General features: G+C 41.1%; 26 protein-coding genes. 22 read left to right on the plus strand and 4 right to left on the minus strand.

Annotation, left to right across the window (positions count from 1 at the left end; translation table 11 throughout):
- Positions 1 to 82: 82 nt before the first annotated feature.
- Entirely contained in the window at positions 83 to 1,174 is a 1,092-nt protein-coding gene (locus IRB79_RS12605; protein ID WP_243508798.1) for a thermonuclease family protein, read from the plus strand.
- 106 nt (positions 1,175 to 1,280) lie between these two features.
- Here IRB79_RS12605 and IRB79_RS12610 read toward each other — a convergent pair whose 3' ends face one another.
- Positions 1,281 to 1,511 carry a hypothetical protein gene (locus IRB79_RS12610; protein ID WP_243508800.1) on the minus strand — a complete coding sequence of 77 codons (231 nt, stop codon included), beginning with the start codon at positions 1,509 to 1,511 and terminating at the stop codon, positions 1,281 to 1,283.
- Positions 1,512 to 1,700: 189 nt separating this feature from the next.
- Here IRB79_RS12610 and IRB79_RS12615 point away from each other — a divergent pair, with 189 nt between their 5' ends.
- From IRB79_RS12615 to IRB79_RS12625, 3 genes are all read left to right on the plus strand, one after another.
- A complete protein-coding gene (locus IRB79_RS12615; RefSeq protein WP_243508801.1) occupies positions 1,701 to 2,654 on the plus strand; it encodes a Gfo/Idh/MocA family protein in 954 nt (317 codons plus the stop codon).
- Positions 2,655 to 2,845: 191 nt separating this feature from the next.
- Positions 2,846 to 3,565, plus strand: a complete 720-nt coding sequence (locus IRB79_RS12620; protein WP_243508803.1) for a YebC/PmpR family DNA-binding transcriptional regulator — start codon at positions 2,846 to 2,848, stop codon at positions 3,563 to 3,565.
- Between the two features lie 364 nt (positions 3,566 to 3,929).
- On the plus strand, positions 3,930 to 4,121 hold the full coding sequence (locus IRB79_RS12625; protein WP_206837306.1) for a hypothetical protein: 192 nt from the start codon (positions 3,930 to 3,932) through the stop codon (positions 4,119 to 4,121).
- Positions 4,122 to 4,174: 53 nt separating this feature from the next.
- Here IRB79_RS12625 and IRB79_RS12630 read toward each other — a convergent pair whose 3' ends face one another.
- Positions 4,175 to 4,771 (minus strand): class D sortase, encoded by a 597-nt coding sequence (locus tag IRB79_RS12630; protein ID WP_243508805.1) that lies wholly within the window; start codon positions 4,769 to 4,771, stop codon positions 4,175 to 4,177.
- Positions 4,768 to 5,952 carry a processed acidic surface protein gene (locus IRB79_RS12635; RefSeq protein WP_243508807.1) on the minus strand — a complete coding sequence of 395 codons (1,185 nt, stop codon included), beginning with the start codon at positions 5,950 to 5,952 and terminating at the stop codon, positions 4,768 to 4,770. Before IRB79_RS12635 ends, IRB79_RS12630 begins: the two co-directional genes overlap by 4 nt.
- A gap of 352 nt (positions 5,953 to 6,304) precedes the next feature.
- Between IRB79_RS12635 and IRB79_RS12640 the strand changes: the two genes are divergently transcribed.
- The 12 genes from IRB79_RS12640 to paaX all read left to right on the plus strand — a co-directional run bounded on the left by IRB79_RS12640 (position 6,305) and on the right by paaX (position 19,386).
- Positions 6,305 to 9,700, plus strand: a complete 3,396-nt coding sequence (locus IRB79_RS12640; protein ID WP_243508809.1) for a DUF2157 domain-containing protein — start codon at positions 6,305 to 6,307, stop codon at positions 9,698 to 9,700.
- A gap of 345 nt (positions 9,701 to 10,045) precedes the next feature.
- Entirely contained in the window at positions 10,046 to 11,353 is a 1,308-nt protein-coding gene (locus IRB79_RS12645; RefSeq protein ID WP_243508811.1) for a phenylacetate--CoA ligase family protein, read from the plus strand.
- 34 nt (positions 11,354 to 11,387) lie between these two features.
- Positions 11,388 to 12,347 carry a 1,2-phenylacetyl-CoA epoxidase subunit PaaA gene (gene paaA, locus IRB79_RS12650; protein WP_243508813.1) on the plus strand — a complete coding sequence of 320 codons (960 nt, stop codon included), beginning with the start codon at positions 11,388 to 11,390 and terminating at the stop codon, positions 12,345 to 12,347.
- Positions 12,348 to 12,356: 9 nt separating this feature from the next.
- On the plus strand, positions 12,357 to 12,722 hold the full coding sequence (gene paaB, locus IRB79_RS12655) for a 1,2-phenylacetyl-CoA epoxidase subunit PaaB (protein ID WP_243508815.1): 366 nt from the start codon (positions 12,357 to 12,359) through the stop codon (positions 12,720 to 12,722).
- On the plus strand, positions 12,715 to 13,536 hold the full coding sequence (paaC, locus tag IRB79_RS12660) for a 1,2-phenylacetyl-CoA epoxidase subunit PaaC (RefSeq protein ID WP_431833420.1): 822 nt from the start codon (positions 12,715 to 12,717) through the stop codon (positions 13,534 to 13,536). Before paaB ends, paaC begins: the two co-directional genes overlap by 8 nt.
- Positions 13,537 to 13,557: 21 nt before the next feature.
- On the plus strand, positions 13,558 to 14,055 hold the full coding sequence (gene paaD, locus IRB79_RS12665) for a 1,2-phenylacetyl-CoA epoxidase subunit PaaD (RefSeq protein ID WP_243508817.1): 498 nt from the start codon (positions 13,558 to 13,560) through the stop codon (positions 14,053 to 14,055).
- Positions 14,056 to 14,270: 215 nt separating this feature from the next.
- Complete coding sequence (locus IRB79_RS12670; protein WP_009334759.1) at positions 14,271 to 14,579, plus strand: EthD family reductase; 309 nt, start codon at positions 14,271 to 14,273, stop codon at positions 14,577 to 14,579.
- Positions 14,572 to 15,351, plus strand: a complete 780-nt coding sequence (locus IRB79_RS12675; RefSeq protein WP_243508819.1) for an enoyl-CoA hydratase-related protein — start codon at positions 14,572 to 14,574, stop codon at positions 15,349 to 15,351. Before IRB79_RS12670 ends, IRB79_RS12675 begins: the two co-directional genes overlap by 8 nt.
- Positions 15,352 to 15,369: 18 nt before the next feature.
- A complete protein-coding gene (locus IRB79_RS12680) occupies positions 15,370 to 16,143 on the plus strand; it encodes an enoyl-CoA hydratase-related protein (RefSeq protein WP_243508821.1) in 774 nt (257 codons plus the stop codon).
- 118 nt (positions 16,144 to 16,261) lie between these two features.
- Positions 16,262 to 17,128 (plus strand): 3-hydroxyacyl-CoA dehydrogenase, encoded by an 867-nt coding sequence (locus tag IRB79_RS12685; protein ID WP_243508823.1) that lies wholly within the window; start codon positions 16,262 to 16,264, stop codon positions 17,126 to 17,128.
- Positions 17,125 to 18,321: a thiolase family protein gene (locus IRB79_RS12690; RefSeq protein WP_243508825.1), complete on the plus strand. Its 1,197-nt coding sequence runs from the start codon at positions 17,125 to 17,127 to the stop codon at positions 18,319 to 18,321. The genes IRB79_RS12685 and IRB79_RS12690 overlap by 4 nt, the downstream gene beginning before the upstream one ends.
- 189 nt (positions 18,322 to 18,510) lie before the next feature.
- Complete coding sequence (paaX, locus tag IRB79_RS12695) at positions 18,511 to 19,386, plus strand: phenylacetic acid degradation operon negative regulatory protein PaaX (protein WP_243508827.1); 876 nt, start codon at positions 18,511 to 18,513, stop codon at positions 19,384 to 19,386.
- Between the two features lie 118 nt (positions 19,387 to 19,504).
- On the opposite strand, the gene IRB79_RS12700 is transcribed toward paaX, so the two are convergent.
- Complete coding sequence (locus IRB79_RS12700; RefSeq protein WP_347815355.1) at positions 19,505 to 20,032, minus strand: CBO0543 family protein; 528 nt, start codon at positions 20,030 to 20,032, stop codon at positions 19,505 to 19,507.
- 140 nt (positions 20,033 to 20,172) lie between these two features.
- Here IRB79_RS12700 and IRB79_RS12705 point away from each other — a divergent pair, with 140 nt between their 5' ends.
- The 6 genes from IRB79_RS12705 (at position 20,173) to IRB79_RS12730 (ending at position 25,395) form a co-directional block, all read left to right on the plus strand.
- The gene (locus IRB79_RS12705) at positions 20,173 to 20,655 is read left to right on the plus strand and encodes a hypothetical protein (protein WP_243508830.1); all 483 of its coding nucleotides are present in this window, start codon (positions 20,173 to 20,175) and stop codon (positions 20,653 to 20,655) included.
- Entirely contained in the window at positions 20,639 to 21,139 is a 501-nt protein-coding gene (locus tag IRB79_RS12710) for a hypothetical protein (protein ID WP_243508832.1), read from the plus strand. The genes IRB79_RS12705 and IRB79_RS12710 overlap by 17 nt, the downstream gene beginning before the upstream one ends.
- 144 nt (positions 21,140 to 21,283) lie before the next feature.
- Positions 21,284 to 22,234 (plus strand): NAD(P)H-dependent flavin oxidoreductase, encoded by a 951-nt coding sequence (locus IRB79_RS12715; protein WP_243508833.1) that lies wholly within the window; start codon positions 21,284 to 21,286, stop codon positions 22,232 to 22,234.
- Between the two features lie 259 nt (positions 22,235 to 22,493).
- Positions 22,494 to 23,504: an ABC transporter substrate-binding protein gene (locus IRB79_RS12720; RefSeq protein WP_243508835.1), complete on the plus strand. Its 1,011-nt coding sequence runs from the start codon at positions 22,494 to 22,496 to the stop codon at positions 23,502 to 23,504.
- A gap of 90 nt (positions 23,505 to 23,594) precedes the next feature.
- The gene (locus IRB79_RS12725) at positions 23,595 to 24,626 is read left to right on the plus strand and encodes an ABC transporter permease (RefSeq protein ID WP_243508837.1); all 1,032 of its coding nucleotides are present in this window, start codon (positions 23,595 to 23,597) and stop codon (positions 24,624 to 24,626) included.
- Complete coding sequence (locus IRB79_RS12730; RefSeq protein WP_243508839.1) at positions 24,601 to 25,395, plus strand: ABC transporter ATP-binding protein; 795 nt, start codon at positions 24,601 to 24,603, stop codon at positions 25,393 to 25,395. The genes IRB79_RS12725 and IRB79_RS12730 overlap by 26 nt, the downstream gene beginning before the upstream one ends.
- Positions 25,396 to 25,562 lie beyond the last annotated feature (167 nt).

Below are 25,562 nucleotides of genomic sequence, written 5' to 3' on the forward strand. Positions count from 1 at the left end.
AGTGAATTGGTGTTTATATTTGTGTGGAAAAAAGTTATGCTTATTTAGGATAAATTTTAAAAAAGGGGAGAGAAATAAGAGTTTGAAAGTTATAAGAGGGGCTATTATCACTATTGTTATTGTGTTTATGCTGTTAATGGGAATTGCTGCTCCTGCAGCATTTATTGGATTAGCTGTCTTTTTAGTTGGATTATATTTAAATATTCAATACCGAAAATATAAGATTAATTTTAAAAAATCTGGCTGGATTATGGCTGCTGGCTTTGTGTTATCCATTTTTTTAGCAACTGCAGATTCTGATGCAACAGAAACAGTAAGTGAACCTGAGAAAGAACAAATAATGACAGATCAGGATGAAGCAGATAAGAAGGCTGAAGAAGAAAAGATTGGTGAAGAGAAGGCTAAAGAAGAGGAAGCCAAGAAGCAGGAAGAGGAGCAAGCACGGCTAGAAGCAGAACAGGTAGAAAAACAGAAACAAGAAGAGGCTGAAAAGCAAAAACAGGAACAGGATCAAAATCAGGCTGCAGAAAGCTTGGGCCTGGAACTAGTTACCGTTGGCAGAGTAGTAGACGGTGACACAATAGAAACATCAGACGGGAGAAAGGTCCGCCTGATTGGAGTGAACACTCCCGAATCAACAACAAGAGTAGAAGAATACGGAAAAGAAGCAAGCCAATTTACCACATCTGAGCTGACTGGCAAGAAAATCTGGATGCAAAAGGATGTCTCTGACACAGACCGGTATGGCCGCCTGCTGAGAATCATTTGGGTGGATATCCCGACTGATGATATGGACGAAAATGAAATACGTGAAAAAATGTTCAATGCCCATTTGGTTCTGAATGGTTATGCCGAGCCATCCACCTACAATCCGGATGTAAAATACAGTGAATACTTCAGAAAATTCGGAAGGGAAGCAAGAGAAGCCAATAAAGGGTTATGGGCTCTCGGGGATGAGGGTACTACTAAAGGGGACCTGGATTCTGCAGCAGCCAGCGGGTCGAATGACAGCAGTGGTACAGCCAGCAATTCGACTTCCGCAGATGGCAGCACTGAGTCCTACCAAAACTGTACAGAGTTAAGAAAGGTTTATCCAAATGGTGTGCCGTCTACACATCCTGCATATGCCTCGAAACATGATCGAGACAAAGACAACTTTGCCTGCGAACGATAATAGAAGGGGTGGCTCTAGATATAGAGCCGGCTACTTTTTTGTAAAAAGAGAACCTGGGCGTACATGACCCAATTTAAATAAAGAACACTGGCTCCTGGCCAGTGTTCTATGAGGTTCTTTTATGATGGTCATTCAATTTAATAAGGGAACCCCTTTTTATCCAATAATGAAAATTTTCTGCCGGGAAGACCCCGCGTCCATTTGACCTGTCCATCTGGATGACAACGCTGTTCTGGGTCACCTCCAGAATTTTAAGTGTTTGGGAACGGTTAAGATTTGGCATGAAGGTACTTTTGATTTCAAATTGCATATCCTTATCAAGGTTCAATGATGACACCTCCTAAATATTTAATTATTTCTAATCTTCCCATTCACCTTTATTTCTATCCAATTATTGGCCAGTATATTTTTGAATAATCGAAGCGCAAAGCTTTTTTAACCTATTAGAGGATTTACAACTTTAGAATTTTTGTAATAAACTGTATAATCCAATGGAGAACTATGAAATTTAACAAGCAGGTGAAGTATGTTGAAGGAAAAAATTAAAGTTGGATTAATAGGAATGGGTGCCGTGGGGGAAAGGATCCTGCGTCAATTTCGGCAGCATGAGGAGTTTGAGATTGCAGCTCTTTGTGATCGAAATGCCGAACGATTAGATAAATTTAATGCTGAGCTGCCAGATGCAGCATTACATACCAATCATTTGGAACTGCTTCAGGACGAAACCATCAAACTAATCTATTTAGGTGTTCCGCCAAAATTTCATTATTCAATTAGCATGGATATTATAAAGAGCGGCAAGCACCTTCTTTGTGAAAAGCCCCTGGCCAATTCTATTGAAGAGGCTAAGGATATGTATGAAGCTGCTGAAAATGCCGGAATTATCCATGCCATGAATTTTCCAATGGCATACAGCCCGGCCTTTAAAGTGTTTAGAGAAAAGATACAGACTGGTGAACTGGGTGAGATTAAGAAGGTAGAACTGCACCTGCAATTTACACAATGGCCACGTGAATGGCAGCAGAACGAATGGATTTCCAGCAGGGAACAAGGGGGCTTTATCCGGGAAGTATCTCCTCACTTTATTCATATGATTCTGGATACCTTCGGAGAGTTGGCCAATATCCGTTCTTTTGTGGAATATCCGGATGATGAACGTTTATGTGAAACCAGCTTTACCACTTCATTGAAGCTTCCAGGCGGCATTCCTGTTCTATTTAACGGAATTGCGGGAATTGGGCAAAAAGAACATCTGTCTTTTAAAGTTTTTGGTGATAAAGGAACTATGGATATGCAGAACTGGGGTGTTCTTGTACAAAGTACGTCCGAAAACAGCGGAGAAATGATAAGGCTTGATAAGCCGAAAAACAGTCTTCCTGCAGAACTCCTCAAAGCAATAAGAGGAGACAATGCATTATTGGTTTCCTTTAAAGAAGGATATCAGGTGCAAAAGGTGCTTGAAAAAATCCTATTAAGATAATTAGAGGTATTTGTGTCTCTTTTTTATTCATCTAAACCGTACAGTAATCCCATCCTTCTTCTTATGAAACAATACTCGAAAAAGTCCTGTGTTTTAATGTATAATAATCAGGTGAGAGTTCTTCCGATCTGTGAAGACTCTATTATTTATCATAAATTTCATAGATCCAAAGTTGAAAGAGAGTGGGACATATGGGCCGTAAATGGAACAATATTAAAGAAAAGAAAGCATCAAAAGACGCAAATACGAGCCGTGTATATTCCAAGTTTGCACTTGAAATATATGTGGTTGCCAAGCAAGGTGAGCCTGATCCGGAAGCAAACCAGGCTTTAAAATTTGTGCTCGAACGTGCAAAAACATATAACGTGCCAAGAAATATCATTGATCGTGCAATTGAAAAAGCAAAAGGCGGAGCGGAAGAAAACTATGATGAGCTTCGCTACGAAGGATTCGGGCCTAGCGGATCCATGATTATAGTCGATGCATTAACTAATAACGTAAATCGCACAGCTTCTAACGTACGTGCTGCATTCGGAAAAAATGGCGGGAATATGGGTGTGAGCGGATCTGTTTCCTATATGTTCGACTCAACCGCTGTTATCGGCATTGAAGGCAAATCGGAGGAAGAAGTGCTGGAAATCCTGATGGAAGCAGACGTAGATGCACGTGATATTCTGGAAGAAGATGATACGGTAATCGTTTATGCAGAACCCGATCAGTTTCATGCAGTTCAGGAAGCATTCAAGTCAGCAGGCATAAATGAGTTTGCTGTTGCTGAATTAACAATGCTCCCGCAAAATGAAGTCACCCTTGAGGCTGATGCACAGGCGCAATTTGAAAAGCTGATTGACGCCCTTGAAGACCTGGAAGATGTCCAGCGTGTTTATCACAATGTAGACCAAGGTGAATAACTGAGAAAAGGAGTCCTCTTAATTGCTGGACTCCTTTTTTTGTGAAATAATTTTATTATGTAAACTAATAATGTTACCAGATTAAGCATTTGGGAGAAAAGGCATTTTAGATAATTAAATTTACTCTCTTTTGAAAAACCGCTGAAAAAAATGTGGCTTTATGGTGATATCAGCCGATATCTTTCGAATAGCATTTTGCTATCTAGTGCTATCTCCTTGCCGAATGTAAGTATTGCCCTTAACATCCCATCGAGAGATTCATTGGAGTTTAATCTGACTAATGGAAAATAACTGCAATACAAATTTCTGTGTTTAAACACTGTATACACGGGAACATGAATGGGGAAAGGAGAGTTTAGCACACATGAATACGTTTAAGGTTATTTATACTTTTGAAAAAGGTGTTACCGTAACAGAAGAGGTTGAAGCAGAAAATAAATCCGAAGTAATCGGAAGCATTAAAGACCTGGAAGGGTTTGTAGAACTAACATGTTCTGAAGGTCACTACCATCGTTTTGATTTTGCAGATGTAAAGTTAGTCACAATTACAGAATAAAAGGAAGGCCAAAAACGGCCTCCCTCTAAAAGCCCGCCTGGATAGCGGGTTTTTTATTTTCTTACAAGATCTCCCATGAGGATATACCTCTGTGGTGCATCTCCAATAAAGTCAAAAGGATAGCAGGTTGTTACAGTTAGAGTTGCTCTTGGCTTTGGTACAATTACTGTTCTGTCGTCTGCATCGACGATTCTTACTTTACGAACTTTATAGGTAAATTCACCAGCAGAAGTGTTTACGACAAGTAAATCGCCAATCTCTACTTCTCCAAGTTTGCGAAAGACTGTATCCCGGTGGCCGGAAAGGACTGAATTGTCTTCTTCTCCTGGAAGGACGCTGCCGGCATAATGGCCAACTCCCTTTTCTAACTCATCTTCATCCGTACCATGGAAGATTGGCAGATGTGCTGATATCTTAGGTATTGATAAAACGCCCATTTCTTCTCCCATTTTTGGACGGACGGTGTATAGGCTATGCTGTTCCGTTTTTTGTTCAGCCTTCACTTCTGTTTTTACAGTGCTGGAGGGATCAATATGGGCTGAAGTTTTTTGGCTATTCAAATATGGCATGAGATTTGAAGCTGCAATCCAAATTCCGCACAAAATAAAAGTTAGACCAATAGCTCCTTTTAATGAGAGTTTCCTTTTCACGCAGCTTTCACTTTTCGTCTTCGGAAAATGGTAATTCCTATAAGGGTTAGACCGATGCCTGCTAATAGTCCTTCAGTATAGTGGCCTGCTGTGTTTGGCAGTTTTCCGCCTTTTACAGTTTTTACGTGTTTTGAAACTGGTTTCACTTTAGCAGGCTCCTGTTTTTTGATTACAGTTTCAGCCTGATTCAAATCTGTCACTGTGTCTTCAATTAGCTCTGAACTGAACATCTCTGCTGTAATAATCATATCTGCCAGGAACTGGCCTTGAGTATTATAAAGTTCAATAAGCAGGTCATAGCCATTTGTCTCTTCCAATGCAACCATTTCAGCTGTAGTTAAATGGATTTTTTCACCATCTTTCACAAGATAAAACTCGGCATCAAGCTGAAACAGATCCATCATTTCCTTCATAATGCTGATAAGTTCAGCTATTTCTGCTTCTGTTAAATCCCCGGCACTGTCAAACTCCCCAAATGCCATTAAACGGCTTTCAAGGTCCATCATTTTATCAAGCAAGTCGGGATTCTCGAAATCCAAGGTCATAAAATGTGCAAATAATGCTTCAAGTTCTTCGTCTGTAAGATCTATATCTGCAAGTATTTGGTTCATTTCGTCTTCACCAGGTAATTCATCTCCACCCAGATAAATGGAAACCATGATATCAAGGTCCTCAATATATTCGTAGTTTTCAATGGAGTCATCGTTCTCCTCAAGCAGGGAAATGAGCTCCTCTTTTGTAAGTCCGTAATCATTTAATAGCTGCTGAAGAGTTTCATCGTTAATTTCAGTGCCTGTATATGTTAAAAAAGAAATAGTGGAATCCAAAGCATCAATATATCGGAAAACATCCCTAACATCGTCAGTCGTTTCCATTTCTCCATTCTCCGCAAGCAATGCCACTAACTCTTCCTCATTTTCAAAATCATAGTCAGCTAAGAGCTGCTGAAGGTTTTCTTCAGTAATAGGCTCACCCAGATATTCAATCATTTCCTCCATCGTATCGAAATCTTCGATATTCATATCCCAAAAATATTCCAGATGGTCATTTAATCCTTCTTCAGACCAATTTGTTTCATTCAGGAATTCAGCCACTTCATCATCGCTTGGTGCTGCAAAGCTGACAGCCGGAAACAAGCTCAACAATAGGATGGATGCAATAACAATACTTAGTCTTTTCAATGATATTTCCTCCATATAAGATAATAAATTCTAGAATAATATAATGGAAAAAATATTTTTCGGATAGAATTGTTATTTGAAAATTTATAAGATATAATATTTGGATTTTTTTGCAGCAGAGTGAGAGGGGGGGAATGCTGGTTTATCAAGGGGTTTAATTATTAGGCTGAGAAGATCCGGTTAAGAAAAGAGCTGATAATTCCTTATTAATCCATTTTTTCCTCTAATTAAATAATTATTTTATACACATACACGTGAAGTAAAAAATGCCAAAACAGGGATTGATTAATTATTTTAAAATGTGTAAAATTACACTAATCGAACCAAACGAATATTATTCTATTTAAAAGAGGTGAATCCCTTGAACGCCGAAACCGAAAAATATCAGCAGAACATATTTCAATTTGAACTCATGAAATTGAAAGAGAAAGACTATATATCATCAGAACATTATGAAATCACCTTGAAAGCCCACCATCAGTACTATCAGGACCTGGAAGAGCTGAAGCAAGTGCAGGTTAAGGCAGCAAAAGCTGCAGAAGAAATCAGGCAAAAGTCCATTCAGCCAGCAAAAAAAACTGTGAAAAAGAAATTATCTCAGGAAGAAGTCCGTGAAAGAAACATTTCCTGGCTGCTGAATGTTGGAGTCATCCTGCTCCTGATTGGCGGACTTTTTGTGGCAACAAGCAATTGGGATACAATGTCAAATTTCATGAAAAGTGCATCCATTGCTGTTGTTTCCCTTATTTTCTATGGCTTTGCCTTTATTTCGGGTAGGGTATTAAAGATAGAAAGAACGTCGTTTGCTTTTATTGTTCTTGGGAGTTTATTTTTGCCAATATTTATTTTGTCTATCGGCTGGTTTGAATTGCTTGGCCCTTATCTTTCCTTTTATGGGGAAGGACGCTATATACTCGGAGCGGCTGGCAGTTTATTGATCGTTCCAGTATACAGTGTATTTGCACAGAAACTGGGCTCACGTCTTTTTGTCTGGTTTGCTTATATTGCCCTGACTGCATGGGCTGGTTATACCATGGCAGCGTTCAAGCTTGAAAATGACAGTTTTTATCTTGGATTGATGATTTTCAATGCTCTGCTGTCTGCAGCCTATCACCGCATAAAAAAACAGGCTTCCCTTAAATTGTTCTCGAGAGAATTGGTTTTCTTTGCTCAAATCAATTTAGTGATCTCTACTTTATTGATGCTTGTATTTTTCAATAGCCATGTTTTTTACAGTGTGAATATTCTGTTGACGGCAGCTGTTTATTTATCAATGGTGTATGTAACAGGCAGGAAGGAGTTTCATTTCGTCTTCAGCTTACTGATTGTCTATGGTGCCTATCAGCTGATTGAAAATACTATGTTAAATGCAGCAGGCCCATTTTTCTTTGCGCTAGTAGGAATTGGTTTTCTGTTTGTTCCTAGAGTTATGGATAAGCAATATTCCTGGGATAAGATTTTTATACTGACCAGTGCAGCGGTTTCGATACTTGCTTTTCTCTATATTTCAGTTGAAGGAATCCTGTTAATGGCCGGCGAACCCTCTGCATCACTGCTGCTGGCTTATATTATTCTTGCGGTGCAGTTTATATATTTGGCAAGTGTTATGGCAAACGGGATATTTGCTTACCTGGCACCGGTATTTTTAGCCTCTGCCCTATTCGAAGTAGTACTAATGCTGGATAAAGCCGCCCCGTTCAATAATCTATCTTTACCTGTTTTCTTCATTGGCTTTGTGCTTTTTATTAGTTTCGGCTATCTGCTTAATTATCCGCTCTTAAAAGTGGTGGAATCAAGCTCACGGGATGTGGCTGTTAGTATTATGTTATTTTCAGTTGTGATTGCAGCAGGATTTCTTGATTGGCTCGCTGCAGGCACCATGCTATTAATCTTCAGCTTTGTCATGTACCTCATGAATAAGGCTGAAAATCGGATTTTTTATACAGAAGCCATTCCCTGGGCCATCCCTTTGTCAATCGGGTTTGCATTTATGTTTTATGGCGAACATCTGCGAAGCTACTCAAGCTTTTATCAGAATGAGTTAGGTATGGCCATGAATACCGTAATTGCAAGTATTGCCCTCCTTATACTTTATGGAGTTCTTTCTAAGAAAGGGCACAAAACTCATGCCAGAAACGTGTTTTTAATCTCGCTGGGATTTTATACAATCTCACTGTTTACAGCAGTTGCTTTGACAATCAATGAAGTCTGGATGAGACCTGCAGTATTTATAGGCGGCATAATCTTGTATCTTGCCCTGTATCATTTCCATAAACAAAGCTGGATTCCGTTTGTGTCAGCATCGATTTCTCTTTTTGCTTACTTTATGCTCTTGATTGGTTTACCAGTTAACTTTACATTTTTTAATTGGGTACAATTTCCGCTAGGGGCATGGATGCTGCTTGGTGCGGCTTTCTATATTTCTAATAAAGACTTTGTCCTGGCAAGAGGGTTCAGCTGGATTGGCCATATTTACATGCCGTTTGCCATGATCCTGACATTTTTTATCTATAGGGAAAACAGTATCTGGTCCTTCCTGGTCACCCTGGCGGTCTATTGGATCAGTTTCAGGGTTTCTGTTAAAGAGTGGAAGGTAAAGATATTCCTCTACAGCTCATTCTTAACTTTGTTCATGGTAATCTTGACGGGAATGGATCATATTTGGGAGGAGAACTTCAGTGAGTATGCCGTTCTTTTAGTCAGCTGTGCCGTATTCATATTCTGGCTAACCGGAAAAACTCAAGATAAACAGAGAAGTGTTTACTTTCTTATACCCTGGTCCGTGATTGGGATCTTGGCATTTTTAACTTCATATCCCTTTGGGTATGTGCCGTTTATCGTTTCTATTATCTATTCTGCAGGATTGATTGTATATTTGCATAGAACTAAACTTGATATATTGGATGCTGTTCCATTGTTATTATTATATGTGGCAGTACTTAAATTTCTGTTCATTAACGGAGTCGCTCCAGATATGAAAATTCTGGTTTCCGCAGGTTTCGGGCTGGTTTCGGCAATCATCGGAAAAATGGTATATGCCAAAATTTTAATGACTAAAAAAGCTGATAGCTACACTATTATCTCGCTGTTATTTTTCCTTACCGCCTATCTTTTTCCGGCAGTTTCCCTATGGGCGGAAGTTCTCCCTGGACTCCTGATCGGTACACTTTTATTTTTACAGAGGGGCAGAATGGCATCAAAACACGAATGGCTGCCTGGATTGCTGTCGGGAGCGGTATTGCTGGAGCCTTATTATAGTTTATTAAAGAATATTGAGTTGCCTGACCTTTTCATAAGGGAGGCATATGTGCTTCCATGGATTATCCTGATTATTTTTGTCAGGAAAGTTCTGAAAGGGCAATACGCAGCACAAACAAACAAAATTCAGTGGGCAGTCCTAATATTGGTTTCCCTGCTGCTTGTACAGGATGGCCTTGCAAGCAATACGGTTTATGATGCGCTCATAGTCGGTACGCTCTCCCTGATTTCGATGCTGGCTGGCACCTTCTGGAGAATAAAGTCCTATTTCTTTGTTGGTTCTGGGGTCCTGCTTCTGAATGTGCTTCTTCAAACAAGACCTTATTGGGGAAATCTCCCTTGGTGGGCGTATCTTTTAATTGCAGGCTCTATCCTCATTTCTGCAGCAAGTTATAATGAATGGCAGAAGCAAAAGACAGCTAAAGGTGAGGAGACTTTAATATCTAAATGCAAAAATAGCATAATGAATAAATTAAAAGAATGGTCCTAAGAAAGTTAACCTAGCCCTCGGGCTAGGTCTTTTTATTAAATCAGATTGTATAAATTTGTACGTCAATAACTGTCTAGCTACAGCGCCTACCCCCTCGAGGTCACAAGCCAATCCTCCCAAAAAGGCAAAGAACGCCTTTCCGGAAGGCTCGTCTTGTGCTTGTCAGGGGTGGGCAAGGCGCTTCCGCTTTTAAAATAAATAAGTAAATTTTCAGAAAATAAGTTGACTTTTTCCTGTTTACACGGTATCTTTGTGTTAAATATATAACACATATTTTATCTGACGATATTTTAACGTTATATGAAATAACTATCTTAATATGATGATAATCTGGGAGGTCATGTCTTGATTCTGCATGATATTGAAACGGAAAGCCGCGATTTTATAGAAGAATTGCAGTTGGACCGGCTCAAGCAGACAGTGGAAAGAGTATTTAATCATGTGCCTTTTTATCGGAAAAAGTTTTTGGAAAGTAATATTGCACCTGAAGACGTTAACAGCCTGGATGATATTCAAAAGCTGCCCTTTACTGTTAAAGCAGATTTGCGGGAACATTACCCATTCGGGCTTTTTGCTGTGGATAAAAAAGAAATTGTCCGGCTGCACGCTTCTTCGGGAACGAGCGGCAAGCCGACTGTAGTGGGCTACACCCGAAATGACATCGAAATGTGGAGCAATCTGATAGCCAGGGCAATCTCAATCGGAGGAGGTGAACCTGGTCTGACATTGCATAATGCTTACGGATACGGTCTGTTTACGGGTGGATTGGGACTGCATTATGGCAGCGAACAGCTTGGCATGGCAACCGTACCTGTTTCTGGAGGAAATACTGACAGACAAATTATGCTGATTCAAGACTTTAATCCAGAAGTTATTTGCGGAACTCCCTCCTACATCCTCAATTTAGCAGAGAAGTTGGAAGAGAGGGGAATAGAACCGGCCGATACATCATTAAAGTATGGGATATTTGGTGCAGAGCCCTGGTCTGAAGAAATGAGGAAAACACTAGAAGCTAAGCTTGGGATTAAAGCATGCGATATTTATGGACTTAGTGAAGTTCTGGGACCGGGTGTAGCCATGGAATGCCATGAATCTCAGGATGGGCTGCACATTGCAGAGGATCATTTTTATGCAGAGGTGATCGATCCGATAGAAATGACACCGCTTCCAAACGGGGAGGAAGGTGAGCTCGTCTTTACAAGCTTAACGAAGGAAGCTTTTCCGGTGATTCGCTACCGAACTGGTGATATCGCCTCCCTTTCTGAAGAGAAGTGTGTTTGCGGGAGAACTACGATTCGCATGAGCCGAGTGAAAGGCCGCATAGACGATATGCTTAACGTAAATGGTGTAAACGTCTTTCCTTCCGAAATCGAACGGTGCATCCTTCAGATGCCTGAGCTTTCTCCCCATTACCATATCCAAGTGTATAACAGGGGAAGTTTAAAAGTTTTGGAGCTTCATGCTGAATGGAGCGAGGAGTTATATAGAGATATGGGAGAAGCAGAACATGTAAAAAAGAAGATCCAGAAAGCAGTGAAGCAAAATTGCTTTATTAACATCGGACTTGTTCTCCATCCGCCTAAAACGCTGCCAAGATCGGAAGGGAAAGCTGTCAGGATTGTAAATCCGGCAGTGAAAAATGCAGTAACCTGAATGAATAATTTTTAACTCACTGGGGGTGAATCACATGTCAGAAGCTCTTTTCTTTCAAGAAATGACGGAAGAACAAAAATACGAGAAGTTCATGAAACGCATTAATGCAGAAGAAAAAATTGAAGCGGATGATTGGATGCCGGAAGATTACCGAATGACATTAATCAAATTGATTTCGATGCATGGAATCAGTGAAATTATGGGAGCACTTCCTGAAAAGGAGTGGGTGCCAAAAGCCCCATCATTAAAACGGAAGCTGGGAATTATGGCAAAGGTGCAGGATGAGATGGGACATGGACAGCTGCTGCTCCGTGTTGCAGAGGATTTAATGAAGCCTCTCGGCAAAACCCGTGAAGATATTATGCAGGATTTATTCAGTGGAAGACTGAAGTTCCACAATGTTTTTCATATGGAGGCTCCAACATGGGGGGATGCCGGGCTGATTGGCTGGCTGGTTGACGGTGCTGCTATTATTACCCAGACCAATATGCTTAATGCTTCATACGGCCCTTATGCAAGAGCGCTTAAGCGGATTTGCGCGGAAGAGGTTTTTCATGCCCAGCATGGTGAAGCAATCATCATGGCGCTTGCAGAAGGAACCGAGGAGCAAAAAGCGATGGTCCAGGATGCGGTTAACCGCTGGTGGGAAGCGCTGTTAATGTTCTTTGGCCCCGGTGATGCCTCTACTACCGGCACTTCCAAACAGGATACAACGATAAAATACAGAATCCGGACAAAGACGAACGAAGACTTAAGGCAAGACTTTTTTACAAAGTATATTCCCCGGGTTCTCTCGCTTGGCCTCAAACTGCCGGATGAGACAATGCATTTTGACCAGGAACAGGAGCTTTGGGTCTATAGGCAGCCTGACTGGAATAAGTTCAAGGACATTATTAAAAATAATGGGCCAAAATCTCAGGAGCGACTCGGACTCCGCCGCACAGCTTATGAGACTAACAAATGGGTGCGCGAAGCGCTCAATACTGCAAACTAAACCGTTCAGATGGGAGGGGTCCCTTTGGGAAACGAAGGATTTTATCAGGAATTCGAAGTCTTTAGTCAAAGAACCGATACCTCGCCTCTGCAATATCAATTTTCCCTGCTGGCGCCAAATCGAGAGCTTGCACTAGTCATGGCACAGGAAAATTTTATGAGGAGAGAACCGGTTGCTGATATCTGGGTCATCAAACGCTCTGATATCCGGAAGCTGACACCGGAAGAAAAGCACTCACTTCAGCGTCTGGACAACAAAGATTACCGCACGACAAAAGGATACGGATATTTGAAGAAAAAGTGGCGCCACTACGAGCAGGAAATGCTTGATGAAAAGGAAATTCTGTCATGGGGAGGGATGAAGAAAGGTGACTGAGCCAGTTAGTAAAATGCCAATTGACGCTAAGGTTAAGCCGGCACTGACATCGTTATTATATCAGCTTGCTGACGATGACTTCATACTTGCCTACCGGGGTTCAGAGTGGCTTGGCCTGGCACCTCATATAGAGGAGGATGTCGCCTTTTCATCCATCAGCCAGGATACCATGGGCCATGCCGCCATGTTTTATCAGCTGCTGGAGGATCTTGGAGAAGGCAATGTAGATAATCTTGCACATGCAAGAGAAGCTTCTGAAAGGAGAAATGCTGTCCTTTTGGAGGTGGCCAATGGACCAGGTCATTACTTGTCTTCAGCACAATATGACTGGGCATTCGCGGTAGTAAGAAATTATTTTTATATCCAATCGAAAAAAATCAGATTGGACTCTCTTAAAAATTCTTCTTATCGGCCTTTAGCCGAGGTGGCATTAAAGGTTAATATGGAGCTTTATTATCATCTCCTTCACTGGAAGACATGGTTTATACAGCTGATGCAGGTTGGCGGGGAAGCCAGAACGAGGATGGAAGCGGCCATTGGGAAGGTTTTAGCTGATTTTGAAGGAGTCATAACATTGGGACCGCTGGCAAAAGATATGGAGGAAAATGGTCTCATTGAGAAGGAAGAAATATTAAAGCAGCGCTGGCTGCTTACAATGAAGCCTGTTTTTGAATCTATCAATCTTGCAGTCTCAGAAGCAGACATTTCAATGGAAAATGGAAATGGCCGCATTGGAGAGCATACTGCCGACCTTGAGGCAGCTTTAGCCACTTTGAGCGAGGTGTATAACATAAATCCAGCTGCAAGCTGGTAAGTTTTTTTAAGGGTGATGTAAATGGAGCAGGATCAAATATTGATAAAAACCGCGTTAGAAGCGCTTCATAATGTTAAAGACCCTGAAATAGATACCATTTCAATCGTTGATTTAGGAATGCTGGAGCAGATTGAGGTGGAGGGCAATTCAGTATTGGTTAAACTCCTGCCTACTTTTATGGGATGCCCTGCACTGGATATCATTCGAAAAAACGTTGAAACCGAGATAGGCAAGGCAGGGATTTTTGAAAAAATAGATGTCCAGTTTATCTATCATCCGCCCTGGACGTCTGACCGGGTAACAGAAACAGGAAGGATAAAGCTAAAGGAATTCGGGATTGCGCCGCCTCCAAAATTAATAAGTGAAACAGGCGAATGGCATGTGGATTGTCCTTTTTGCGGGTCCGCATATACGACGATGGAAAACCTGTTTGGCCCTACAGCATGCCGCAGTATTTTATACTGCAAATCCTGCAGGAACCCATTTGAAGCTATGAAGCCTGTATCAACGATGATGTAGCTATTAGGACTTTCGAATTTGTTATGAACGCCTGTCAAATTGTGTCTAATGCTTGATAAAAAATAAAACCTTCTACATGATAAAAAATCATGCTAGATAAACTGTTAATACTGCAAGATAAATTCATGGAGAGAAAACACAAATAACATATGAATTCAGCTCCAGGAATACTATTAAATGAATCAAATCCACTAAACCTGAAAGGAAGTTGACAAATGGTAAAATTAATCGCTCTTTATAAGCACCCTGAAAATAAGGAGGCATTTGATGACCATTATTTTAATACGCACGCGCCGCTTACAGCCAAAATTCCGGGCCTCCGCAAAATGGAAGTTACAAAAATTGTTGGCAGTCCTATGGGAGGCGAAGGGAAGTACTATTTGATGTGCGAAATGTATTATGATAGCCATGAAGCTTTGCAGGAGGCCATGAGAACAGATGAAGGCAAGGCATCAGGAAAAGACGCCATGAAATTTGCAGGTGATATTATCACTCTTATGATTGGTGAGGAAGCAGATGAGTAAAAGCTATGAAGCCATTGAAGTTTCACAGCACGGAAAGCTTGGTTTAATTGCCTTAAACCGGCCAAAAGTTTTAAATGCAATCAACCGCCCGATGGTATCAGAGATTCTTGAGGCAATGGAAGGGTTTGAGGCCGACAGCAGTATAAAGGCCATCGTATTAAGAGGCAATGGCAGAGCCTTTGCAGCCGGGGCAGATATTGGTGAAATGGCAAATGACCAGACAATAGATTTCGAGCTTCGCAATCAATTTAAAGATTGGGATCGCCTTGCCATGATCAAGAAACCGATTATCGGGGCGGTACAGGGTTTTGCCCTTGGCGGGGGCTTTGAGCTTGCCTTATGCTGTGATTTGCTTTATGCCGCTGATAACGCGGAATTTGGCTTTCCGGAGGTTAACCTGGGTGTAATGCCTGGTGCTGGCGGCACGCAGAGGCTAACTAAGCTTGTCGGAAAAACGAAAGCAATGGAATGGCTTTTTACCGGCAAAAGAATAACGGCCAAAGAAGCGCTTCAACATGGCATCGTCAACCAGCTTATCGCAGAGGAGCTTCTATTGGAGGAAACGATGAAGGCGGCTGAACAAATTGCCAATCAGGCGCCAATCGCCATACGCCTCATAAAAGAAGCAGTCCTTAAAGCAGTTGATACTTCTTTAAATGAGGGAATGGAATTCGAACGGAAGAATTTTTATCTATTATTCTCGACAGAAGATCAAAAAGAAGGAATGAATGCCTTTATTGAAAAACGAAAGCCTCAATTCAAAGGGAAGTAGAGGAGGTGTACATAGCAAATGTTTGAAACAGTGAAATATGAGGTCGCAAACGGTGTTGCTTGGATTTCATTAAACCGGCCGGAGAAACTGAATGCATTCACTGAACAGCTTAATAAAGAGGTTCAGCAGTCCATAAAACAGGCAAGCCGGGATAAAGACGTCCGATGTCTTGTTATTACAGGTGAAGGACGCGCATTTTGCTCTGGCCAGGACCTTCAGGGTGTAAATGAGGATATGGATCATGGCGAGGTACTCCGCCGGTTCTATAATCCAATGGTATTGGAGCTTCATAAATGTAAAAAGCCGGTTATCGCTGCGGTCAATGGGGTGGCAGCAGGTGCAGGCATGAGTCTCGCATTAGCATGCGATTTTAGGCTCCTATCTGATAAAGCCAGTTTTTTAGAAGCTTTTATCCATGTCGGGCTGGTGCCTGATGCCGGGAATCTCTACTTTCTGCCAAAGCTGATCGGTCATGCGAAAGCCATGGAGCTTGCAGTGCTCGGTGAAAAGGTTAATGCACAGGAAGCCAAAGAGCTGGGCCTGGCTACAAAAGTAATTCCTATGGAGAAATGGCAAGATGAAATAACGGCTTTTGCAGAAAGGCTGGCCAGCATGCCGACAGCAGCCATTGCCATAATAAAGAAGAACCTGAAAGCGAGCTGGGAATCCACTTTAGAAGAATGTTTGGAGAGAGATGCACAGGGTCAGCGGCTGGCAGGACTTACTCTTGACCATAAAGAGGGTGTAGCAGCATTTATGCAAAAGCGAAAGCCTGTGTTTCAAGGGAAATAGACCTTGCTGGATTAAAAGACTTAGAATCCTATTAAAATATTTGCCCGTTTTCTGTTCTTCTTGCGAGCATCTCGTTTCGGGTGCTCGTCTTTTTTTAAACTGAAAGGAGGATTACACCATGAAAAATATAGTCGTGATTGGTTCAGGCGTAATGGGGCGGGGGATTGCGTATGTCAGTGCAGTCGGGGGATTTCACACCACCCTTGTAGATATCAGCCAAGAACAATTATTCCGTGCGGAAAAAGAGATTTATAGCATCTTTGAAAAAGGACTCGCCAGGAATAAAATAACAGCCGCTGATATGCAAGCAAGCAAAAACCGTCTTACCTATTCTGTAAGTCTTGCACAGCATGTAAGTGAAGCTGACCTTGTTATTGAGGCAGTCCCTGAAGTGTTGGATATTAAGAAAAATATTTTCGAGGTGATTGATCAGCACGCACCTGAACACTGCTGTTTTGCTACAAACACTTCTACCATGAGTCCAACCGAGATTGGATCATTTACAAAACGTCCGGACAAAGTGATTGCCATGCACTTCTTTAATCCCGTCCAAAAAATGCCGCTTGTTGAAATTATTAAAGGGCTTGAAACAAGCGAAGTAACAGCACAGTTAATTAAACGGGCTGCCGAGCAAATGGGTAAAGAAACAGTAGTCATTAATGAGTTTCCAGGCTTCGTAACAAGCAGGATCAGTGCGCTCGTTGGAAATGAGGCATTTTATATGCTGCAGGAAGGTCTTGGCACACCTGAAGAAATTGATAAGGCAATTAAGCTTGGGCTGAATTATCCGATGGGGCCATTCGAACTTGGCGACCTTGTCGGTCTTGATACGCGCCTGAATAATTTAAAATACCTTCACAGCAAGCTGGGTGAAAAATACCGGCCGGCACCGCTCCTTGAACAATATGTTAAAGCTGGCAGGCTTGGACGCAAAACGGGCAGGGGTGTATATGATTACTCTGCCAGAGAGGAAATTAAGCAATGAGAAAAGCAGTAATTGTGGATGCTGTCAGGACACCAATCGGAAGATATAAAGGTGCTTTAAAGGATATTCGTCCGGATGATTTGGGAGCCATCGTCATTAGGGCTCTGCTGGATAGAAACCCGATCGTGAATCCAGCAGAAATTGAAGAGGTCATACTGGGAAATGCCAATCAGGCAGGAGAAGATAATCGCAATGTGGCCAGGATGGCAGCTTTGCTTGCCGGTTTGCCTGTCGAAGTGGCTGCTTCAACAGTTAACCGGCTTTGCGGGTCTGGTTTAGACGCTGTTAATTATGCTGCACGGGCCATTATAGCCGGAGAAGGAGATATTTTTATTGCAGGCGGTACGGAAAGCATGACTCGTGCACCATTTGTCCTGGCAAAGCCAAGCAGCGAGTTTCCAAGAGGGAATATGGAGATGTATGACACGACCATCGGCTGGCGATTTACAAACAGCAGGCTTGAGAAAATGTACGGTGCTGAAAGCATGCCTAAGACCGCAGAAAATGTTGCAGAAAAGTATGGCATATCCCGTGAAGAGCAGGATCTGTTTGCTTTTGAAAGCCAGAAGAGAGCAAAATCAGCTATTGAAAAAGGCATATTCAAGGATGAAATCATTCCCGTTACATATATAGATAAAAATGGGAGTGAGGTGACGATTTCACTTGATGAGCATCCCCGTCCCGAAACAACTTATGAAAAACTCTCAAGCTTAAAACCCATTTTTCAGGGCGGAACTGTAACTGCAGGCAATGCTTCAGGGGTTAACGACGGTGCGTCTGCATTGCTGCTGATGTCAGAGGAAAAAGCGAGTGAACTAGGATTAAAGCCCCTTGGAACTTATACTGTATCCGCAGCAGCAGGGCTTGAGCCTTCGATTATGGGGGCAGGTCCTGTTTATTCCACTCAGAAAGCTTTGAAGAGGGCTGGCCTTACCATGAATGATATAGACTTAACCGAATTAAATGAAGCTTTTGCTTCACAATCCCTTGCCTGCATAAAAGAACTTGGCTCCGATTCGGAGCGGGTAAATGTAAATGGCGGAGCAATTGCATTTGGCCATCCGCTTGGGGCGAGCGGTGCCCGTATTCTGACAACTTTATTGCATGAAATGAAGCGCAGGAATTCAAAATACGGCCTGGCAACAATGTGTGTGGGAGTTGGCCAGGGGATTTCTACAATCGTTGAGCGCTGACCATAGAGACTTTATACTCTATGGTTTTTAGGGTTTATAAAGACTTTATCGGTGATGCATAAAGGCAGAGGCAGGCAAATTATTTAGTATGCCGAAAAAGTATTGTTCAAAACTGCCTAATTTTAGTACAATTGTTTATAACGAATTTTTTCCGTTCAACCCACATGATGAAATGAGGATGAAAGCAAGTTGAATACAAGGTCAATGATTTTCACACTTTATGGCGATTATATTTCACATTATGGAAGCAAAATTTGGATTGGAAGCCTTATAAAGCTTTTAAGCGAATTTGGTCATAATGATCAGTCTGTCAGAGCAGCTATTTCCAGAATGAATAAGCAGGGATGGGTGAGCGCAGAAAAGATCGGCAATAAAAGCTATTATTCCTTAACGCCAAGAGGGCAGAAAAGGATTGAGGAAGCGGCTAAGCGCATCTTTAAATTAAAGCCTGAAGAGTGGGATGGCAGGTGGCGCATACTTATGTATACAATCCCGGAAGAAATCCGCAATGTGAGGGATGAATTGCGGAAGGAACTTGTTTGGAGCGGTTTTGGCTCGATGTCAAGCAGCTGCTGGATTTCAGCTAATAATCTTGAGAAACAAGTATTTGATTTGATCGAGAAATATGATATTGCCGACTATGTTGATTTCTTTATTGCCAGGTATGCAGGTCCGCATAAGAATATCGAAATTGTTGAAAAAAGCTGGAACCTGACAGAGATCAATGAAAGATACCAGGAGTTTATATCCGAATACAGCCAGAAATATATCATTGATAAAAATAAAATCCAGAAGGGGAATATGACTGATGCAGAATGTTTTGTGGAAAGAACAAAGCTTGTGCATGAATACCGGAAATTCCTCTTTGTGGATCCAGGGCTTCCGGAAGATCTCCTTCCAGATAAATGGCTGGGCAGTCATGCTGCTGCATTATTCAGTGAATATTATAAAGAACTGGCAGAACCGGCATCAAGATTTTTTGAAAGTGTTTTTAAAGAAGGAAATGAACTTAAGAACAGGGATGCTGATTATGACGCATTAAATCACCCTTATATGGTTGAGTGAGAAAGAGCCATCTTGCTGCAGACAAGCAGGATGGCTCAATTATTTTCGCAAATAAAGGAATCGAATCTATTTCCATCAGTAAATATTAAAGCTTTCCACGCAGTATCATTATAAAAATCTAACGTAAAAGATCTATCGGCACCTCAAACGTTTTCCATAAAAATATAATCCAAATGAACCCGATTCCCACTGCTGCTAACGGCCGATTATGATGAATCCTAAGAATAATAAACATGAAAACATTAAAAAAGAACGACCATTGAATTGACCAGCCATTTGAATGCTCAATGAGGTTCAAATAGTAAAGATTGATAAATTCAATTGAGGTATATAGAAACACCCATAGCAAAATCCATCCAGCCTGCTTGAGGAGTCCAGCCGGATAACGGCCGATGAAAATTAGAATAGTTACCGGATACACGATTGCCATAATCATGAGATTAATGACCGGGTGTCCAATAAGGATATTTTCTGCAAATATGGTCTCTTTATATTGCCACATTGGGTAATTGCGAAAAAGAAAATTTTTTAACAAATCACCTCCAATAAAAAAAAGTATAGTTGGGTAGTATACACGCCAGTTTCTCCAATCCCCCCATTTCAGTCCCGCCAATAAAAAGAAAAAATTATAAAATAAGTGCATCATATCCCTCTTTCAATACGAATCCCAAAAATAAAACATCGCATTAATGAATAAATATATCTTTCCTAAACAATATTACTTTTATGATTCATTTCTTCATTAGAGTTTATTAATCCGAAAATCCATCCAAATAAGGTGATTTTATGGTTCTGCCTGCAGCACTTGTAATTGCATTTTATACACTAAGTTTCTTTTTCTTTATAGAAAAAAAGCTTTCCTTTATGCAAAACTCTCTGGTTCTTATGCTAATTTCAATTGCAGCCCGAAATTACACAACCATACTTGCCCTTCAATTAAAGTGGATTCATATAACAGAAGACTCTATTTTATTTATTGTCTTTTTGATTCATCGTGAAATTATTGGTCCCTTTCTAGTTCTAATGTTTATTAATATTTATTGGAAAACTCAATCTGGCGTTAAAAGGATAAATGTCTTCGCCATATTCTTAATCTGTCTTCTTGGAATGGATCTTTTCAGCTTAACGTCCGGAGTAATTACATTTTTAGACTGGAATTTAATTAAAGCAGGCATAGGAAATTCGGCCTTTTTGATTGCCGGGCTCGGATTGTCCAGGTGGATAATGTATCTAAAGCAGGAGCCTACTAATTATGGAAAAGGTATATGAAAGAGCTTTTGACGCAAATGAATGGTTTGTATTAGCAAATTTACTGGTATCGCTAATTGTTATATGGAAACTGCCCAAAAAATTATCTGGCTTGGAAACGGCAGTTCATATCACCATCGGCGTATTTATCGGAATGTTCTTCGATCATACCATTAGTATCAGGCCGTGGGATTTATATGATGTAAATGATACATCGAATTATCAAATCATTGATCTTTTGAGCTATATTATGTACGGGCCATACAGTTATTTTTTTGTTTATTTATATGTGAAACTAAATCTAAAGGGATATAAGAATATCCTGTATGTCACCCTCTGGTCTATTCTTGCTGTACTGATTGAATGGTTCTCTGTTAAGCTGGGCATATTTCATTATGAAAAAGGCTATCAGATGGCCTGGTCTTTTCCTATTTATGCATTTGTTCAAACCCTGCAAATCATGTTCTATAAAATCTCACTAAAAATGGAAAAGCGCACTGAATAGAGGTCTGCTGCAAAACCGCGATATGCATGTAACGGTCATTTTAACCTGATGCATAGACTGCACCTTCATTGTTAAGTATATGTGTTCCTAATTGTCAAACTATTAAAATTAGTATAACATTATTTTAACGAAGGAGGAATTTTATTGAATATATTAACGGACATTTTAAATATTAAATATCCAATTATTCAGGGTGGCATGGGAAATATTAGCAACGCCATTTTAACAGCGGCAGTCTCGGAAGCCGGAGGGCTTGGCACTATCGGGGCAGGAACAATGTCTCCTATGGAAGTTGAGAAGATAATTGAGGAAACAAAGAGTTTAACAAATAAGCCATTTGCCGTTAACGTTGCATTAAGTGTCTCCCCTTATGTAAAGGAAATCCTGTCCCTTGTAATTAAACATAAGATTCCTGCAGTATCCCTTTCGGCCGGAAACCCGGCTCCTTTTATCCCTAAGCTGCATGAAAAAGGTGTGAAGGTCATAACCGTAGCTGCTTCGGTAAGACAGGCGCTGAAAGCAGAGGCAGCCGGCGCGGATATCATTGCTGCTGAAGGGTATGAGGCAGCAGGAATCAATAGTTCTCTTGAAACTACTACACTCGTATTGATTCCTCAGATAACAGGCGAGGTGTCAGTTCCTGTCGTGGCTGCCGGGGGAATCGGTGATGGCAAAGGGCTTGCTGCCATGCTTGCACTGGGGGCAAGCGGGGTGCAAATGGGCACTAGATTCATAGCAACCAAGGAGGCACCATTCCACCCGCAATATAAAAAGAAAATTATTGAAGCATCCGATCATGAAACCCTTATATTGGGGCGTTCAGTTGGCAGAATACGAAGAGTGCTTTCCACCGGTTATGCCAATAAATTGCTGGATTACGAAAAACAGGGCATCAGTCTTGATGAGTTTAATAAACTCACTTCAGAAGACTATCATAAAATTGGAGCGATAAATGGAAACGGTGATGAAGGGTTTATGAACAGCGGCCAGATAGCTGGCCTGATTGATGATCTTCCAAGCGTAAAGGAACTTTTAGAAACAATGATAGAAGATGCCAATCTTCAGATTCAAAATGCAAAGAAGCTATTAAACTAGCAAGCAGGCAGTTATATTTCTGCTTGCTTTTTTATGTAATCATAACTTGCTAAAATATATTAAATTTTTAGAATATTATTGACACTCCAATGCTTAGGGTGATAATATAACGTTGTATTTACGATATTAAAAGTAAATATCATATAAATGGTGAAAACCATTTTGCGTACAGTTTCTACTCCAAGATGTAAGCGCATACATAATAGGTTTAAACTATCAGTAAGCTGATAGTTAATAAATTTGAATAGGGGGTCATATAATGAAAAAATCGTTAAAAGCTCTTTCCTTGTTAATGGCTGCAGGGATGCTTGTTTTGAGCGGCTGTGGACAGGAAAAATCCAGTGGTTCTTCTTCAGAAGGAGATGAGAAGAAGCAATACACAATTGGCATCACACAATTTGTAGAACATCCATCTTTAGATGCTGCGACAGAAGGATTTAAAAAAGCATTGGAGGATGAAGGCTTTAAAGAAGGCGATAATGTAAAATTCGATTTCCAAAATGCTCAAGCGGATATGAATAATACGCAGTCGATCGCAAATAATTTTGTCGGCGATAAAGTGGATATGATTTTTGCAAATGCTACTCCGAGTGCCGTGAGTGCTCTAAATGCGACGAAGGACATTCCAATTCTCTTCACATCTGTTACAGACCCTATTGGAGCCGGCCTTGTTGAATCCTTTGATCAGCCTGGAGACAATATCACAGGTACTACTGATAACCACCCGGAAGGAACTTCAAAAACAATTGATTTTATGATTGATGAAGCAGGTGTTAAAAATATTGGCATCATTTACAATTCTGGAGAGCAAAATTCCGAGGTTCAGGTTAAACAGGTAAAAGAACTTGCTGAACCAAAAGGTGCAAAAATTGTTGAAGCATCTGTTTCAACCTCTGCTGAAGTTAAGCAGGCCGCCGACTCTCTTGTTGGAAGGGTAGATGCCATTTATATCCCTACAGATAACACGGTTGTGTCGGCTCTTGAATCGGTTATTTCTGTCGCTGACAGCAAAAAGATTCCTTTATTCGTGGGTGAACTGGATTCCATGAAACGCGGGGCTATAGCAGCCAGCGGTTTCAACTATTTTGATCTTGGTTATCAGACAGGCACAATGGCCGCTGAGATCTTAAAAGGAAATAAAAAACCATCTGAAATTCCGGTTGAGCTTCCTGGAAGCCTTAAACTGGTTATCAATAAAAAAGCAGCTGAAGCACAAGGACTGGAAGTAAAAGAAGAATGGGCAGATTTCGCAGAGTTCCATGAAGAATAAATGAGAATATCCGCCGGCTGGAAGCCCAATATCCTGCCGGCTGCTTTATAAACTTAGCTATAAAGAATTAAATAAAGGGTGTGATTCTTAGTGTTTACAGCCATATTCGGTGCGTTCGAGTCAGGTATTATTTACGCAATTATGGCACTTGGAGTATATTTATCGTTCAGGGTACTGGACTTTCCGGATTTAACGGTCGATGGAAGTTTTGTGACTGGAGCGGCGGTAGCTGCAACCATGATTGTCAGCGGTGCTAATCCTTTTCTGGCTACGATCACTGCCTTATTTGCAGGTTTTATAGCCGGCTGCCTTACTGGTATTATTCATACTTTCGGAAAAATCAATGCTCTGTTATCAGGAATCCTGATGATGATTGCTCTGTATTCGATAAACCTTCGTATCATGGGTAAATCAAATGTTCCGCTCTTGAACACAGAAACAGCTATTACACATGTCAGGGATTTTTGGGATAAAACAGGAATTGATCCTTTTTTCAACGGTATATTGACCATGGTGGGACTTGGCGACAGCCTCCCGAGAACATGGGGCATTATCCTCTTTATGTTAGTTGTAACATTGGCCATAAAATTCTTGACAGATCGGTTTCTTCAGACTGAGATTGGATTAGCTTTAAGGGCTACAGGCGACAACAAGAGGATGATCCGCAGTCTTTCTGCCAACACCAACATGATGGTGATTTTGGGGCTTGGCCTTTCCAATGCAATGGTTGCTTTCTCCGGAGCATTGATTGCACAGCAAGGAGGATTCGCCGATGTTGGTATGGGTATCGGAATGATTATCATCGGGCTGGCTTCAGTCATCATCGGTGAAGCATTATTTGGCACAAAAACCATTGCCAGAACTACTCTCGCGGTTATTGGCGGAGCGATTATCTACCGCATCGTAGTTACCATGGCGCTGAGAGTAGAGTTCCTGGAACCTGGTGATATGAAGCTGATTACAGCAACTATTGTAATCCTTGCTTTAATAATGCCCAAGATTATTGACCGCACGAAGGAGAAGAAACGGAAAGCCAAAAGACTGGCAGGAAGCATGAACATAAGTGAATTGCCATCAGGCGGAAAGGGTGAGACTGGTGCTGCAATTAAATCAGATTCATAAAGTCTTCAATGAAGGTACTCCAGATGAAAAGATTGCACTGGATACGATCAATCTCACATTGAATGAGGGGGACTTTGTCACTGTTATCGGAAGTAATGGGGCAGGGAAGTCCACTTTAATGAATATTATCTCCGGTGTCATGATTCCTGATGTCGGGTCCGTTTATATCGATGGCCTAAATGTCACGGGCATGTCTGAATATAAACGGGCAAAGCTCATAGGCCGGGTTTTTCAGGATCCGATGGCCGGTACCGCTCCGTCCATGACAATTGAAGAAAATCTCTCCATGGCGTATTCAAGGAATAAAACAAGAACATTAAGAAAAGGAGTTACGAAAAAGCGCAAAGACTATTTTCGTGAAGTTCTTGAAACCCTCCATCTTGGCCTTGAAGACCGTTTAAATGCAAAGGTTGGTTTATTATCAGGAGGAGAACGGCAGGCACTTTCATTATTAATGGCTACCTTCACAGAGCCATCCATTCTTTTGCTCGATGAACATACCGCTGCTCTTGATCCGGCTCGCGCAGAGCTTATAACAAATCTGACAAAGGAAATTGTTGAAAAGTACAATTTAACCACTTTAATGGTCACTCATAATATGCAGCAGGCGCTGGATTTAGGAAATAGGCTGATTATGATGGATAAAGGCCAGATTATTCTTGAAGTAGATGATGGACAGAAACAGCATCTGACAATTGAACAGCTTCTAAACGAATTTCAGCGGATTCGCGGAACAAAAATGGCAAGTGATCGTGCTTTGCTTTCTTAGAATAATAAAAAGGATTAGCCAATTTTGCTGGTTAATCCTTTTTGCATGGCAGAGAATCAAAAGAATTTTTAAAGTTTTTACAATTTATTGACTATTTATTTAACGTAATGGTATCATATCGTTAAATAAACGTCATACATATTTTATGAATAACAGGGAGGGATGGT

It is taken from the genome of Cytobacillus oceanisediminis, from assembly GCF_022811925.1.
Classification (GTDB): Bacteria; Bacillota; Bacilli; order Bacillales; family Cytobacillaceae; genus Cytobacillus; species Cytobacillus oceanisediminis_D.

Excerpts from the sequence above, each read along its gene's own strand:
- IRB79_RS12615 (WP_243508801.1), top strand. The coding sequence starts at position 1,701 with ATGTTGAAGGAAAAAATTAAAGTTGGATTAATAGGAATGGGTGCCGTG.
- IRB79_RS12620 (WP_243508803.1), top strand. The coding sequence starts at position 2,846 with ATGGGCCGTAAATGGAACAATATTAAAGAAAAGAAAGCATCAAAAGAC.
- IRB79_RS12625 (WP_206837306.1), top strand. The coding sequence starts at position 3,930 with ATGAATACGTTTAAGGTTATTTATACTTTTGAAAAAGGTGTTACCGTA.
- paaA (WP_243508813.1), top strand. The coding sequence starts at position 11,388 with ATGTCAGAAGCTCTTTTCTTTCAAGAAATGACGGAAGAACAAAAATAC.
- paaB (WP_243508815.1), top strand. The coding sequence starts at position 12,357 with ATGGGAGGGGTCCCTTTGGGAAACGAAGGATTTTATCAGGAATTCGAA.
- paaD (WP_243508817.1), top strand. The coding sequence starts at position 13,558 with ATGGAGCAGGATCAAATATTGATAAAAACCGCGTTAGAAGCGCTTCAT.
- IRB79_RS12670 (WP_009334759.1), top strand. The coding sequence starts at position 14,271 with ATGGTAAAATTAATCGCTCTTTATAAGCACCCTGAAAATAAGGAGGCA.
- IRB79_RS12675 (WP_243508819.1), top strand. The coding sequence starts at position 14,572 with ATGAGTAAAAGCTATGAAGCCATTGAAGTTTCACAGCACGGAAAGCTT.
- IRB79_RS12680 (WP_243508821.1), top strand. The coding sequence starts at position 15,370 with ATGTTTGAAACAGTGAAATATGAGGTCGCAAACGGTGTTGCTTGGATT.
- IRB79_RS12685 (WP_243508823.1), top strand. The coding sequence starts at position 16,262 with ATGAAAAATATAGTCGTGATTGGTTCAGGCGTAATGGGGCGGGGGATT.
- IRB79_RS12690 (WP_243508825.1), top strand. The coding sequence starts at position 17,125 with ATGAGAAAAGCAGTAATTGTGGATGCTGTCAGGACACCAATCGGAAGA.
- IRB79_RS12700 (WP_347815355.1), bottom strand. The coding sequence starts at position 20,032 with ATGATGCACTTATTTTATAATTTTTTCTTTTTATTGGCGGGACTGAAA.
- IRB79_RS12705 (WP_243508830.1), top strand. The coding sequence starts at position 20,173 with ATGGTTCTGCCTGCAGCACTTGTAATTGCATTTTATACACTAAGTTTC.
- IRB79_RS12710 (WP_243508832.1), top strand. The coding sequence starts at position 20,639 with ATGGAAAAGGTATATGAAAGAGCTTTTGACGCAAATGAATGGTTTGTA.
- IRB79_RS12720 (WP_243508835.1), top strand. The coding sequence starts at position 22,494 with ATGAAAAAATCGTTAAAAGCTCTTTCCTTGTTAATGGCTGCAGGGATG.